The sequence below is a fragment of the Rhizobium sp. SG570 genome (assembly GCF_012275345.1).
In the GTDB taxonomy this organism is placed as follows: domain Bacteria; phylum Pseudomonadota; class Alphaproteobacteria; order Rhizobiales; family Rhizobiaceae; genus Rhizobium; species Rhizobium lusitanum.
In genome coordinates this window covers 13609-27414 of record NZ_JAAZQI010000003.1, presented here as the reverse complement: position 1 = coordinate 27414, position 13806 = coordinate 13609, and the positions used below count along the sequence as shown (strand labels likewise).

At 60.2% G+C, this 13806-nt stretch carries 15 protein-coding genes; 3 read left to right on the top strand and 12 right to left on the bottom strand.

Going from position 1 to position 13806, the window contains the following annotated elements; all coding sequences use genetic code 11:
* Positions 1-20: 20 nt before the first annotated feature.
* From FHT28_RS07415 to FHT28_RS07395, 5 genes are all read right to left on the bottom strand, one after another.
* Positions 21-1082, bottom strand: a complete 1062-nt coding sequence (locus FHT28_RS07415) for a carbohydrate kinase family protein (RefSeq protein ID WP_168596110.1) — start codon at positions 1080-1082, stop codon at positions 21-23.
* A 2-nt stretch (positions 1083-1084) separates the two neighbouring features.
* Positions 1085-1753 carry a D-lyxose/D-mannose family sugar isomerase gene (locus tag FHT28_RS07410; protein WP_168595879.1) on the bottom strand — a complete coding sequence of 223 codons (669 nt, stop codon included), beginning with the start codon at positions 1751-1753 and terminating at the stop codon, positions 1085-1087.
* The gene (locus tag FHT28_RS07405) at positions 1753-2907 is read right to left on the bottom strand and encodes a Gfo/Idh/MocA family oxidoreductase (protein WP_168595878.1); all 1155 of its coding nucleotides are present in this window, start codon (positions 2905-2907) and stop codon (positions 1753-1755) included. The genes FHT28_RS07410 and FHT28_RS07405 overlap by 1 nt, the downstream gene beginning before the upstream one ends.
* A gap of 21 nt (positions 2908-2928) precedes the next feature.
* Positions 2929-3753: an aldolase gene (locus FHT28_RS07400; RefSeq protein ID WP_047555470.1), complete on the bottom strand. Its 825-nt coding sequence runs from the start codon at positions 3751-3753 to the stop codon at positions 2929-2931.
* Between the two features lie 308 nt (positions 3754-4061).
* On the bottom strand, positions 4062-5054 hold the full coding sequence (locus FHT28_RS07395) for a Tim44 domain-containing protein (RefSeq protein WP_168595877.1): 993 nt from the start codon (positions 5052-5054) through the stop codon (positions 4062-4064).
* A gap of 490 nt (positions 5055-5544) precedes the next feature.
* Here FHT28_RS07395 and FHT28_RS07390 point away from each other — a divergent pair, with 490 nt between their 5' ends.
* The gene (locus FHT28_RS07390; protein ID WP_168595876.1) at positions 5545-6261 is read left to right on the top strand and encodes a hypothetical protein; all 717 of its coding nucleotides are present in this window, start codon (positions 5545-5547) and stop codon (positions 6259-6261) included.
* 49 nt (positions 6262-6310) lie between these two features.
* Here FHT28_RS07390 and FHT28_RS07385 read toward each other — a convergent pair whose 3' ends face one another.
* Positions 6311-6532 carry a hypothetical protein gene (locus tag FHT28_RS07385; protein ID WP_037191705.1) on the bottom strand — a complete coding sequence of 74 codons (222 nt, stop codon included), beginning with the start codon at positions 6530-6532 and terminating at the stop codon, positions 6311-6313.
* A gap of 375 nt (positions 6533-6907) precedes the next feature.
* On the opposite strand from FHT28_RS07385, the gene FHT28_RS07380 reads away from it, so the two are divergent.
* Complete coding sequence (locus FHT28_RS07380; RefSeq protein ID WP_037192047.1) at positions 6908-7186, top strand: HU family DNA-binding protein; 279 nt, start codon at positions 6908-6910, stop codon at positions 7184-7186.
* 125 nt (positions 7187-7311) lie between these two features.
* Here FHT28_RS07380 and FHT28_RS07375 read toward each other — a convergent pair whose 3' ends face one another.
* From FHT28_RS07375 to FHT28_RS07355, 5 genes are read right to left on the bottom strand one after another with little or no spacing between them, the layout of a single operon-like run.
* Positions 7312-8283 carry a biotin-dependent carboxyltransferase family protein gene (locus tag FHT28_RS07375; protein ID WP_047555467.1) on the bottom strand — a complete coding sequence of 324 codons (972 nt, stop codon included), beginning with the start codon at positions 8281-8283 and terminating at the stop codon, positions 7312-7314.
* Positions 8273-9148 carry a carboxyltransferase domain-containing protein gene (locus FHT28_RS07370; protein WP_047640875.1) on the bottom strand — a complete coding sequence of 292 codons (876 nt, stop codon included), beginning with the start codon at positions 9146-9148 and terminating at the stop codon, positions 8273-8275. The genes FHT28_RS07375 and FHT28_RS07370 overlap by 11 nt, the downstream gene beginning before the upstream one ends.
* Positions 9148-10533, bottom strand: a complete 1386-nt coding sequence (locus FHT28_RS07365; RefSeq protein WP_168595875.1) for an acetyl-CoA carboxylase biotin carboxylase subunit — start codon at positions 10531-10533, stop codon at positions 9148-9150. The genes FHT28_RS07370 and FHT28_RS07365 overlap by 1 nt, the downstream gene beginning before the upstream one ends.
* Entirely contained in the window at positions 10530-10772 is a 243-nt protein-coding gene (locus FHT28_RS07360) for an acetyl-CoA carboxylase (protein WP_168595874.1), read from the bottom strand. The genes FHT28_RS07365 and FHT28_RS07360 overlap by 4 nt, the downstream gene beginning before the upstream one ends.
* 9 nt (positions 10773-10781) lie before the next feature.
* Positions 10782-11564 (bottom strand): 5-oxoprolinase subunit PxpA, encoded by a 783-nt coding sequence (locus FHT28_RS07355; protein WP_037191711.1) that lies wholly within the window; start codon positions 11562-11564, stop codon positions 10782-10784.
* A 281-nt stretch (positions 11565-11845) separates the two neighbouring features.
* On the opposite strand from FHT28_RS07355, the gene FHT28_RS07350 reads away from it, so the two are divergent.
* Positions 11846-12772: a LysR family transcriptional regulator gene (locus FHT28_RS07350; RefSeq protein ID WP_037191712.1), complete on the top strand. Its 927-nt coding sequence runs from the start codon at positions 11846-11848 to the stop codon at positions 12770-12772.
* 51 nt (positions 12773-12823) lie between these two features.
* On the opposite strand, the gene nrdF is transcribed toward FHT28_RS07350, so the two are convergent.
* Positions 12824-13798 (bottom strand): class 1b ribonucleoside-diphosphate reductase subunit beta, encoded by a 975-nt coding sequence (nrdF, locus tag FHT28_RS07345; RefSeq protein WP_047555831.1) that lies wholly within the window; start codon positions 13796-13798, stop codon positions 12824-12826.
* Between the last annotated feature and the right edge of the window lie 8 nt (positions 13799-13806).

The following is a 13806-nucleotide window of genomic DNA, read 5'->3' as shown; positions in this document are numbered from 1 at the left end:
ACGACCTCATGAGCGATGCTCTATGCCGTAAATGCCGGGTGCATTTCCTTCGCGTCGTCAACGAGGACCGCCATGTCGGGGATGCCATCCGTCGCCGTCGCGCCTCCCAGGCAGCGGGCGGCGGCGGCGTGGGCAACAGCACAGATGCGCCCGACCGGCCAGTTCTCGTGCAGGCCGTAAAGCACGGCGGCGCAAAAAGCGTCGCCGGCGCCGACGGTACTGACGATGTCATTCGGATTGACGGGCCGCGAACGTGTGACGACAGGCGAAGCGCCAGGCGCAAACCAGAAGCAGATCTCCGGCGCATGGATGACGGCGCCCTTGGCCACACCCGCCGCAAGCAGACGCTCGCCCGCAGTCAGAATTCCCGCTTCGATCAGGTCTCCCCGCGCATCGCGCACAGCCACGCCGGTTGCACGACCCGCCTCGACCTCATTGATGATCAGGAAATCGCAATATGGCAGCGAAGCGCCGACCTTGGCGGCGAATTCCGGATCCTCGCTCGATACGAAATCCACACAGGTCGTAAGGCCCGCTCGACGGGCGGCTTCAAGCAGGCGCGACGCTCCCGAGCGGCCGTCCGGACCGAGCCGGTCGAGACCGGGCAACAGCATCAGATAACCGAGATAGAACAGCCGGTAACCGGCGCTCGCGAAGACCTCGGGGAAGACGAGCGCATCGGTGACCGCATCGTTGGCACCGCCGTGATAGAAGAAAGTGCGGTTCTCACCTGGCACATTCATGACATGGGTGTGCGCCGTCGCCCGGTCGGACAGCACCATCAGCCCGCCGACATCGATGCCGGCATCGACCAGGCGCGACTTGACGATCTCTCCGTCAATATCGGCGCCGACACATCCCGCTGCCGCCAGCTTTCCGGGAAAACCGAGCGAGGCGAGGTCGGTGACGACATTGGCGGCTCCGCCCCCCACGCCCAGATCCTGATGCAGGATATGAGCGAGATTACCCTGTTTCGGCCAGTAGGACAGTGTGTGAACGCGGTCGACGATGAAATTTCCCGCGCAAACGATGCCGCCCTTATCCTGCCTTTCGCTGCCGCGAACCTCCTCCCCTGTCCGCATCATCAGCCTGCCTCGTTCCACAAGGGTCTGAGAGGTGGTTCATCCTCCTCGATCGCGGCAAAGCGCCCGATCGGATCCAGGAAGAAGTTATCGCTATTGTCGTCGTTGACCTGGCTGACCTCGCCGACGAGGACGGGGCCACCGCCTCTTCTGCCGTAGAAACGATGATAGAGCCCGGTGCGGATCGTCACGCTCTGGCCGGGTGAAAGAACCAGCGGTTCCCATGCCGCGAGCTTGCGCGGCAGTCCGTCCAGCGGAACGGTGACATCGTCTTTCAGCACATTGCCGTCGGCGTCGGCCGCGGCGAATTCGATGACGAGATCGCCGCCGGCTCGATTGATGATGTCTTCCATCTTCGCTGCATGACGATGGGTCGGCGTTACCTGGCCTTCCTCTACGAAGAGGAGTTTTTCCGCATACGTGCGCTCGCCCTCGACGCTAACGATGCCGTTGCGCAGGCAGAACAGCACCAGACCGCATTCGGCAAACCGGCCCGAGCCGAAATCGGTGACGTCCCAGCCCAGTTGATGGGCGCGCAGATAGGCCGTCGCCTGCGGATCGGCGGCGAACTCCGCCGCAGTCCAATATCCCCACTCCGGCAGCGCCCACCGCCAGTGCTCGAGGGTCTTCGTTGCCCGCAGCAGCGCTGCGTTAATCTCCGAGCGCTTCATCAGATCGCCGCCCCCTCATAGTCGACCGGCACCACGATGTTCTCGCGACCGGATTTGAGAGCCGCCGTCAGCACCGCGTGATGTGCCTGCGCTTCGGCCGGGGTGGCGCAGCCAAAGCCGTTGGCGTTCCCGCCTGCCAGCTCATCGACGAAAGCAGCCCACATCTGCTGGATGGCATCGGCAAAGCCGAACTCGAAAATCTTGCCCGTTATGGCCGGAAACAGCGAGCCATAGCCGAGGTCCTCGGTGCTCCAGGCCTGCGTGCCACCGGTATAATCCATCCATTGCCACTGGCGCGGCGACTTGGTGCTGAAGAAGGCGCTCTTCTTCATGCCCAGAATACGGATGTACCAGGTGTTGGATTCGCCCGGCGCGATGCGCCACGTTTTGAGCACCATCGGGAAATCCTGATCCCCGGCGCGCACGCGCGTGCTGATGGTCGCATTGTCCCAGGTGGTGCAAGGCACCATTCCGCCCTTGCCGTCAGGACGCCCGGTGACCTTTTTGACGAGTTGCGCATGCAGGGTCGTCGGGCGCCAGCCGAGCCGCAACGGCACGTGGAGGACATGCATGCCGAGATCGCCCATGCAGCCATATTCGCCGTTGATCTCAGCCATGCGCTTCCAATTGATCGGCTTCTGCCGGTCAATGTCAGAGGAGTGCAGGAAACCGGCCTCGACCTCGAGGAGGTCGCCCATCTCGCCGCTTTCCGCAAGCGCTATGACCTTCTGTGCACCGGGGAAGAAAGGCATTTCCGACGAGCAGCGAACCAGAAGCTCCGGGTGTTCGGCAAGAACCGTCATGATCTCGCGGTTCTGGGCCGCATCCATGCCGAAGGGCTTTTCGCCGAGCAGATGCTTTCCGGCCTTCAAGATATCGATATAGAATTGCTGGTGCAGCACATGCGGCACCGCGCAATAGATCGCGTCGATCTCTGGATTGGCCAGAAGCTCCTTATAGTCGCCGGTAAACTGCCGCACGGTCGGCACGTGATCCCTGAACCAGTCGAGCAGCGTCGTATTGGTGTCGCAGACAGCGACGATTTCCGGTCGCGCCTTCACGTCGGCAAGATGCAGCCAGCGCGCCACGGCACTTGCGAATTCGCGCCCCATCAGGCCGCAACCGATGACGCCGAAACGGAATACCCTTGTCATGTCCATTCCTCCCAGAATGCGTCAGGCGAGATGCCGCGAGGCTTCCTCTACGGAAGCACCGTCATGGACGATCGCCATCAAGGCGCGCGTCATGCCCGCAGGATTTTGGTGTTGGATGACGTTGCGGCCATAGACGATGCCGCGCGCGCCCTGCCCCATCAGCTGCTTGGTGCGGCTCAGGATTTCCTGATCAGAAACGCGCCCACCGCCGCGCACCAGCACCGGAAGGCCCTGGGCGATCTCGATGACACGGTGATATTCCTCGACATTATCGCACGGGTCAGCCTTGATGATATCGGCGCCGAGTTCGGCGGCCTGACGCACCAGCGGCAGGATTTTGTCGATCGCACCATCGACCATGTAAGCGCCCTTGGAATTATCCTGCATGACCAGCGGCTCCACCATCAGCGGCATGCCATAGATCTCGCATTCACGCTTCAGGCTATTCACGTTGCGCACGCAGGCACGATAGACTTCGGGCTGGTTCGGTAGCATCAGGAGATTGACGACGACGCAGGCCGCGTCGAGCGCCACGCCCTGCTCCACCGCGCGGTCGATCATTTCGGAAAACAGCGCTGATGGCAGGGGATTGCCATAGATGTTGGCGATATCCGTGCGCAGGACCAACGCCGGGCGATGCTTGCCGGGGATCGCCTGCAAGAGTGGCGCGGTCCCCGGTGGAAGCTGGATGGCATCCGGCGCGGCGTCGGCGATCACCTTGATGGCCGTCTTCATGTCCTCAATGCCGGCGAGGAAGGTCCGTTCATTGAACATGCCATGATCGATGGCGACATCGAAGCAATTGCCGGACACGCCGAAAAGGCGGTTGAGCCGCGCGGATTTCATCCAGTTCCTCCCAGTATGGTAACGTTTCCACATTGAGATTAATGGACTCATCCAATGAGTCAAGACGGATGCGGTATCGTTTCCACATTCGTCTCATTTGGGTGTCCTGGGAGATTCCAAAGGGTAGCCCGATAGGGCTCGTCTTCCCTCATTCGGTTCGCAGCAAGCCCGACGCAGACATCAAAGCGCCCGCTTGAAGGTCTTCATTGAGGAGTTGCTGAAGCGCCTTGGGGGTGCGTAGATCTCTTCGACAAGCGCCAGCGATTGCCCTAGATCTTTCGCGAGGGCAATCTTTGCCAAATGCGGGTTCAGGCGCCGTGAGGCCCTGTCCCCTGGATCGCGGAGAGCTTCCAGTCCGAACCCGGCCTGCGCACGAAGGTCCAGATCTCGGTGGTTTCCGAGGGATTGCGATCGTCGCCATCCACGAGCTTTCCCGTCGTACGATCGACCATCGCGTCGATGCTCGAATAGCGCATGGCGAGCGTCGCGTATTCGGCACTGTCCTCGCGCCAAGCTTCGGCGATATCGCCCTGCAACAGGCGAACATCGGAAACGCTGTTGCGGACGCCGTTGGTCGCGTTCTCGCCAAGCTCCTCGGCAAGATAGGACATGGCTTCGGGTGTGCTCAGCTGGCGCAGCGCGGCGTAATCCTCGGACCCGTAGGCCGTTTGAATTTTGGTAAGAAGCTGCTCGAAGCGTTCGAGATCGGGCTGCTTCAACCCGATCTCGTCATTCGCCTGCCGCGCCGCCGGCTTCGCGTTCGCCGCGCTGCCACCGATCGGAGGGATCGAGAAGGAGGGACGCTGCGAAGCATTCATGCTGTTTGTGTTATAGGATGTGCCCGGCGCCGATGCCGCATAGTTCGTTCTTTGGCGGTTAGCGAAGAAGCGCATGGCAAAGCTTATCGCCGCGATGATCAGGCCGATCTGCAGCAGCATGCCGAGGAAGCCGAAGCCGCCGCCGAAACCATGACCGATCAGCATGCCAAGCAAGCCGCCGGCGATCAATCCGCCGATCATCGACCCGCCGAAGCCGCCAAAAAGGCCGGGACGAGGCTGCGCGTTGATCGGCGGCTGCGTCGCGGTCTGCGTCTGGGGTGTCATCGTCCGGTCGATCGGAGCGGCCTGGGTTGGCGCTGTCCGCGTAATGGCAGGCGTGTCGAAAGTCCTGGTTCCGCGGCTGCCGAATCCGCTGGAGCCAGCACGGCGAGCATCAGCATCGCTAAAGCTCGCAAAGGACGATGCGGCAGCGAGGACGACGATGGCTGCGATCTTGGCGAAACGCGGAACTGCACTGAACATTGGTTCTCCTGTCATTGGGCAGAAAGACAATCTGTCGATCATATGGGGATGCCAAATAGCGATTGTAAGTTGGCACTGGAACAGAGCCGCCAGAAAATACGCGCCTTCGATAAGGACTGCGTCGTTATCACAGTCGCGAAAAGCAACCTTGTCCGGTGCGTTACCACCTATGGCGATCCCGTGCCTTTTGGCATTCAGGCGGTTTTGAGTGTTGGTGGTGTACGGAAGCGCGCTTGCCCTTGTGGCGGCGCAGATCGCCATGGGCGGCTTCCTGCGGTGCCTCGGTCGACGCCGCTGGTCGTGGGTCTGGTCGTTCGCTACACTGCTCCGCTCATTGCCACGATCGAGACCATTGTTCGCTCTGGACCTTGCCGCCGGGAAAGCCCTCTCCATCTATGCCGCCATTGAGCTTGCAAGCATGGCCTTTCAAGAGGTTAGATGCGTCAATTCTGACCGACAAGACATATTCATATAGAGGATTTCCTTTCCCATGCCTTTTCGCCTTTCGACATTCGTCCGGATCGCAGCTTTGGCCGGCTCCGCGGCCGCCATGCTTTCTGCCCACGCTTTGATGGCTCAGGATTCAGCCGCTCCGTCGCAATGGCCCGACACCCCGACATCGCGGGTGGAAGCCCTTGCAGTCCTCCAGACGCTGAATGCCAATCTCCTCAGCAATGCCAGCGCCACTTTGACGCTCGACCGCTGGTGTGCCTCGCATAAGCTTGCGCCGGCGGGCTCCAAGATCCTGGCGCAGCGTGTGCATGGGCAGGATAAGCCGGCCGACGCCCATATCCGTGAGCTGCTGGCTGTGGGGCCGGATGTTCCGATTGCCTATCGTCGCGTTCGTCTCGCCTGTGGCGATCGCGTCCTGTCGGAAGCCGATAATTGGTATGTGCCGGCAAAACTGACGGCTGACATGAACGAGGCGCTGAACACATCCGATATCGCCTTTGGCCGAGCCGTTCAGTCACTCAACTTCACCCGCACGAACCTGTCAGCCAAATTGCTTTGGTCACCTCTTCCCGAAGGATGGGAGATGAAAGCCGATCTGCCGTCCGCCGGCACGGGACAACTGACGCTGCCCCCGTTTCTTCTCGAACATCGCGCAGTGCTGAAGTTGCCGGATGGTACGCCATTCAGCACGCTGGTCGAAACCTATACGAACAGCGTTCTGGATTTCCCGGCTCCGCCCGCGCATCGACCATGAAGCGTGAGCATTCGGCCCCTCGCTGGCAGCGGGATGCCAGCGCTCCGGCCTAGTCTTCATCCGCACCATCGAGCAAACCATCATAGACTTCCATGAGCGCGTTGGTGATCGCCTGCCCGAGGGCGCCGCCGGCTACGCGGACATCTTCGTCCGTACCGTCTCGGGCTGCCTTGGCGAGGCCGAAACCTTGCTCACTGACGATCTGCTTTGCAACTTCGATGGCCCACAGACCGAAGTCACCGCGGTTATCTATCTTGATCGCGTCTTCCATTGCTTGTTCCCGTTATTTGTCATCGTGAGGCATCTATACCGTCACCGGCCCCATGACCAGCATCGCTGGCATAACGCGGATCGCGACGTGATGAATCCATCATTTTGTCCATCCAGATTATGCCTTTTGGCGAGACCGCCGTGGTGCGTGCCCGGAGGGAAGAATCAGCAAAAGTAGAAAGAAGGAGGTGTCGCGACAGAACAACAAGCGGCACCGCATCTCCTGGAACCGGTAGGGAAAAGCCCGAAAATGGGGCTCTTCCCATCGGAAATTGTGGAAATGCCGGTGTATGAGCCCTCTGAGACCCGGGCAGCGCGTGACATTGGGCGATTACGATGGAAATGATTCAACCGTAAACAACCCGGGGGAAGCATGATGACCACCACCAACGAAATCGCAGACAAGATTGCCGCAGATCACAAGCTGACAAAGGCTCAGAGCAAGGCTGTCGTCGAAGCCGTCTTCGCCGCCATCACCGGAGCAGCAACCTCCGGCGCCGAGACATCGATCCCGGGCTTTGGCAAGTTCAAGGTCAAGGACACGCCGGCACGGGAAGCACGCAATCCATCGACCGGCGCGACCATCAAGGTGGCCGCCGCAAAGAAGCTCACCTTCACGCCGGCCAAGGCGCTGAAGGATGCGTTGAACAAGTAAGAGCGGGTTACGACCTTGTTGTGCAACGATGAAAATGCCGGCCCTATCAAGGGCCGGTGTATTTGTCTTGCGAGCTCTTGGATGACGCACCCATTGGCAGTTTAGAAGCCGAAACGGGCAGATGCTCAGTTAAACGTGGATCTGAGCTTGGCGAGCAGCGAAGCCCGGTGCTTTCGTGCAGCCAAGGCCTCGTCCATCGAAACCTCGATGAATCGTGTCGGCGTATGCGGCTGAAGCTGCCCGATCAGATCCATGTCGGCTGAAATCACGGTGCCGACCATGAAATAGCCGCCGCCCGAGACCGCATCACGATGCAGGATGATTGGCTCCGTGCCGCTCGGGATCTGGATGGAACCATAGGGATAGCAGCTGTCGACGATGTTGGACGGATCGGAGCCGGCTCCGAACGACTGCTTGCGCTCGACGAACTCGATCTTGCGACCGCCGCGAAAGCGATATCCCATGCGATCGGCCTCCGGCGCCACCTTCCAGGTGTCGGCAAAGAAGTTCGCCTTCGCCGCGTCCGTCAGCCTGTCCCAGTAGAGGCCCGGCAGCACGCGAAGTTCCGCCGGCGCTCCCGGTTTGCGGCGCAGGTCCTCAGCAATGGTGCGCCCCTCGCCGTCAAGGCCGCCTTGGCCGACGGGCAGTTCGTCTCCCGGCGCAAGCGCCCTGCCTTTGTAGCCGCCAAGTGCGCCGATCGGATAGGTCGACCGGCTGCCAAGGGCGATTGGCACATCGATGCCGCCGGCAACCGCGATGTAGATGCGGGCGCCGGACTTCAGAAAATCGAAGGTCAGGACCTGACCGCTCTTCACTTTGAAAGCAGTCCAGCCGGGGACCGGTTCGCCATCGAGCTTGGCGGGCATGTCCGCACCGGTAACAGCAACGAGCGCATCTTGCGTGAACTCGAGCTTCGGCCCCATGAAGACCGCCTCGAGGCCGGCCGCACCCTCGTCGTTGCCGACCAAAAGGTTGGCTGCCCGCAACGCGTAGCGATCCATGGCGCCGCCCATCGGAATGCCCAGATGAAAATAGCCAGGGCGGCCGAGATCCTGAACGCTGGTGGAAACGCCGTGATGTATGACCTTAATGGGCATAGAGCGTGCCCTCCAGCTTGGTGTTGTAGCCGTCGATGTCCTTCTGGAATTCGCGAAGATCGAAAGTGACCTCACGGATCGGCGGCGAAAACCTGCCCCTGTCGACATCCTCGACCGCCTGGTCATAGGCGGCACGATCGATAGGCTTGAACTTCACGATGTCGCCCGGGCGGAAAAAGACCATGAAATCGCGGAGATAGCTCGTCGTCTGGCTGGAATCGAAGATCGGCATGGGCGTGATGCCGAACATCTGATAGCCGCCGGCGCCGCGCACCGAATAGATGCAGCCGAAGCAACCGCCATGGCCGACCGTCAGCCGCGGCGTATCGGTTCTCGGGCGCAGATATTTCGGCACCTCGATCTGCCGCTGACGCTCGACCATCTGATACATGAAGGGAAGGCCGGCGACGAAGCCGACCATGGAAACGAACCACGGTGAGCCGTGATGGGCCTCTATGAAGCTGCCGACGGCATCGTAGCCATTGATCCTGGCGGCGTAGTCGAGATCGGTGCCCTCAGGCTCCTGGTGCCGCTCGCGAAAGCGCATCAAGGTCTCATGGGTCCAGGGATCGTTGTAGAAGACGGGGATTTCGACGATCCGCGTCTTGAGCACGGGCTCGGCCTTTTCGGCATCGACCTCGATCGCCCTGACTTCCTTCAGCATGTCATCGGGCTTGATGATATCCGGGTTGAACTTGACCTGGAACGAGGCATTGGCGGGGCAAATCTCGGTGACGCCCTTGATCTGGCTTTCCCGCACGGCTGTTGCCATCGACAGGCTCTTGAAGAAGGCTTCCAGCGACATCTCATCGCTGCATTCGATGAAGAGGTGTTCATCCCCTCCGAAACTATAGCGCGCGGGCATCAGGCGACCTCCGATCGAATATGATTTTTGGGAGAGAATTCGGTTTCCAGCCACCCTTCCAGGAAGCGCGTATGGAAGGCCGCAATTTGCACGGCCGAAGAGCGGACGAGTGCCTGATGCAGCGGAATGGTCGTCGCCAGCCCCTCGATCACAAGATTGTCGAGCGCTCGACCAAGCCTTATCAGGCATTCGCCTCTTGTCTCACCCCAGACAATGAGCTTGCCCAGCAGGGAATCATAGAAGGGCGGAACGGTATAGCCTTCGTAGAGCATGGTATCGAAGCGGATGCCGTCTCCCTCGGGAACCACCAGGCGCCCGACAAGCCCCGGGGCCGGCGCGAAACCCTTGAAGGGATCCTCGGCGTTGATGCGGCACTCGATGGCATGTCCGCGCGGGCGGATATCGTCCTGCGTGACGGAAAGCGGCGCGCCGCCGGCGGCCCTGAACATCTCCTGGACAAGATCGACGCCTGTGATCATCTCGGTCACCGGATGCTCGACCTGGATGCGCGTGTTGACCTCGATGAAATAGAATTCGCTGCTATCTTCGTCATAGAGATATTCGACCGTGCCGGCGCCCTTGTACCCAACCTCTCTTGCCAGCGCGACGGCACTCTCGCAGAGCTTCTGACGCACGATCTGCGGCAGCAGGAGCGACGGCGCCTCCTCCCAGACCTTTTGACGGCGGCGCTGCAACGAGCATTCACGCTCATGGAGATGGATGAAATTCTCCCCATCGCCGAAGATCTGCACCTCGACATGACGCGCACGGGAAATGACCTTCTCGATATAAAGACCGCCATCGCCGAAAGCGGCCAGCGCTTCAGCCGCGGCAAGCGGAAACTGCTTGTCGAGATCCGCAAGCGATTCCACGATGCGGATGCCGCGGCCGCCACCGCCGGCGGCAGCCTTGATCATCACCGGGAAGCCGATACGCTCGGCAATCTCGTGAGCCTCAGCGAGATCGGAAATGCGCCCGCCGCTGCCGGGCACGGTCGGCACACCGGCGCGCTTGGCAACCTCGCGCGCCGCAACCTTGTCTCCGAGCAGGCGAATGGCATCGCCACTCGGGCCGATGAACGTCAAACCGGCCGCCGCGACGGCATCGGCGAAATCGCCATTCTCCGATAGGAAGCCATAGCCGGGATGCACCGCATCGACATTCGCGGCCTTGGCAGCCGCGATGACGGCCTCGATGTTGAGATAGGATTTCTTCGGCGCCGGCGGTCCGATATTGATCGCCTCGTCCGCCAGCCGCACCGCCAGCATATCGGCATCGGCGGCGCTATGGACCTGCACCGTGCGGATACCAAGGGCCTTGGCGGCCTTGATGATGCGAACCGCGATTTCGCCGCGATTGGCGATGAGAACGGAGCTGATCGTCACTGTTCTACCTCCGCGATGACCTGGCCGGCCATGATCGGCTCTTCGTTGTCGATGAGGAAGGTGATGTTCTTTCCGGAAAGTCCCGCCGGGATCTCATGGAAGGTCTTCATGACTTCGATCACGCCGACGATGTCACTTTCCGCGACGTCCTGACCATCGGCCTTGAACGGAGGAGCATCCGGCGAAGAGGCCCTGTAGAAGGTGCCAGGCAGCGGTGATCTGATTTCAGCTTTGCTCATGATAGCCCCTCATTTTTGCTGTTCTAATATCTGGGAAACAGGCGCGATCCGAATTCCTTCGGCCACCAACGCCTCGCGCATCTCGCGGACGATATCCAACGCTCCGAGCGTATCGGAATGGAAGCAGATGGATTCAAATTCGATTGGGATGTCTCTTCCCTGGACGGTGCGCACTTTTCCTTCGGTGCAGGCGCGCAAGACCTTCCTGGCGATCGCCTTGGGATCGGGCCGCCCGGCATCGCGGGTAAAGACGATCCAGCCATTGTCGTCGTAATCGCGATCAGCGTAGAGTTCCCTGACGACCGGATGGCCGAGCAGCCTGGCGGCCTCGTAGGTCGCTGAGTTCCACATGCAGAAAATGGGCGCATTGGGTGCGGTCGTGCGCATGTACTCGATGAAAGCGTCCGACAGCTCCGGATTGGCAGCAAGTTCCATGTAGAGAGCGCCATGCGGCTTGACATGCTGCATGCTGGTGCCGTGACGCCTGCAGAACTCGCGAAGCGCACCGACCTGGTAGACGATGTCGTTGACGATTTCCTTGTTGCTGCCCGAGATCTTTCGGCGTCCGAAACCTTGCAGGTCGTTGTATCCCGGATGCGCGCCGACCGCGACGCCGTGCTCGGCAGCCAGTTTTACCGTGTCATTGATGAGATTGGGATCGCCGGCGTGAAAGCCCGCCGCTATGTTGGCGGAGCTTATATGCGCTATGAGGTGCTCATCGCTGGTATCGCCGATACGCCACCGGCCGAACGCTTCCCCCATATCACAGTTGATATCCACCGTTCGCTTCAAACCCGCAATCCTCACTGGTAGATCGGCGCCAAAGGCCGCCCTCGGCGGGCGCCTTCCTCATCAGTACGGTAGGGTCTAATTGCCAGCTTGAAAAATAGATTTTTTTGAGCAGTAATATCTGAAAACATGATAATGATGTGTCGGAGTGGTGCGGAAAAAATCGCGATAAAATATATAGTTACAAGGCATGCTCAAAAATTGCTCCTGAAGATGATGCAGTTTTGACCAGCATTATTCATTTTTGCAGTGCAGTAGTCTGAATTTATTGGAGGGACGGTTCGGTGGCTCTCAGCATTCGCCAGCTTCGCTATTTCGTCGCGACCGCGGAATATGGGCAGGTTTCCCAGGCGGCGATCAGCCAGAATATTTCTCAATCCGCCATAACCGCGGCCATCAAGGAACTCGAGCAGATCGTCGGCGTTCCGCTCTTCGCCCGCACGGCGCAGGGGATGGAATTGACCTCGTCAGGACGGCAGTTCCTGTCGCATGCCTACGAGATCCTGGCCAAGATCGACGAGGCGATGCAACTCAACTTCATCAACACCGATGTCGAGGGCGAACTGGTCGTCGCGGCCACCTACACGGTGATCGGCTATTTCCTGCCGATGCACATCGAGCGGATACGCCGGCTCTTCCCGAAACTGCGGGTGCAGCTCTATGAACTGAACAGGGAATCGATCGAGGAAGGTTTGCTGACCAACCGCTACGACCTTTCCGTCCTACTCACCTCGAACATTCTCAACCCGATGATCACGACAGAGACGCTGTTGAGCTCGGTGCGCAGGCTCTGGGTTCCGGCGCAACATCACCTGCTGCGGCGAAAGGGCGTGGGGCTGCAGGAAATATCGCAAGAGCCCTACATCATGCTGACGGTGGACGAAGCCGCACAGTCATCGCTCAAATATTGGAGCAAGACCCCCTACCAACCGAATGTAACGCTTCGCACTTCATCGGTGGAAGCCGTTCGGTCCATGGTCGCGAACAACCAGGGCGTCGCCATCCTCTCCGACATGGTATATCGGCCGTGGTCGCTCGAAGGCCGCCGCATCGAGACGATCAACATCCAGGAAACCGTACCGGCCATGGACGTGGGACTTGCATGGCGTGCGGGTAACGCCTTGACGCCTGCGATGCAGGCATTTCGGAACTACTTCCAACAGGCTTTCGGCTTGCCGGGCGTGGCCGGCGGAAAACCGGCGCCCGAGTAGGCCCACGGCGTCAGGGCGACCCCCGACGCCGTGCGGACGGATCACCCAGTCCTAGAAATTCCAATCTTCATCTTCGGTCGCGACTGCCTTCCCGATCACATAGGACGAGCCGGAGCCGGAGAAGAAGTCATGGTTCTCGTCGGCATTCGGCGACAGCGCCGAGAGGATCGCCGGATTGACCTTGCAGGCCTCCGCGGGAAAGAGCGCCTCGTAGCCAAGGTTCATCAGCGCCTTGTTGGCGTTGTAGTGCAGGAACTTCTTGACGTCTTCGGTCAAGCCGACACCGTCATAGAGTGACTCGGTGTACCTAGCCTCGTTATCATAGAGTTCGAGCAGGAGGTCGAAGGCGAAGTCCTTGATCTCCTGCCGGCGCTCCTCCGGCAGCCGCTCAAGCCCGCGCTGGAACTTGTAGCCGATGTAATAGCCATGCACCGCCTCATCGCGGATGATGAGGCGGATCATGTCGGCGGTGTTGGTGAGCTTGGCACGGCTCGACCAGAACATCGGCAGGTAGAAGCCCGAATAGAACAGGAAACTTTCGAGGAAGACGCTGGCGACCTTCTTCTTCAGCGGATCACCGGAAGCATATTGCTCCATGATCAACGTCGACTTGCGCTGCAGAAATTCGTTCTCTTCCGACCAGCGATAGGCATCGTCGACATCCGGCGTCGAGCAGAGCGTCGAGAAGATCGATGAGTAGGATCGAGCGTGCACGGCCTCCATGAAGGAGATGTTCGACAGCACCGCCTCTTCATGCGGCGTGGCGGCGTCGGCCATCAGCTTCACGGAGCCTACTCCGTTCTGGATCGTGTCGAGCAGGGTCAGGCCAGTGAAGACGCGGATGGTGAGCTGCTGCTCCTCCGGCTTCAGGGTTGCCCAGGACGGGATGTCGTTCGACAATGGCACCTTTTCGGGCAACCAGAAATTTCCGGTCAGGCGGTTCCAGACCTCGAGATCCTTGTCGTCCTCGATACGGTTCCAGTTGATGGCGCGGATACGGCTTACCGGCTTGAATTGCATGTTCACGGAAATGT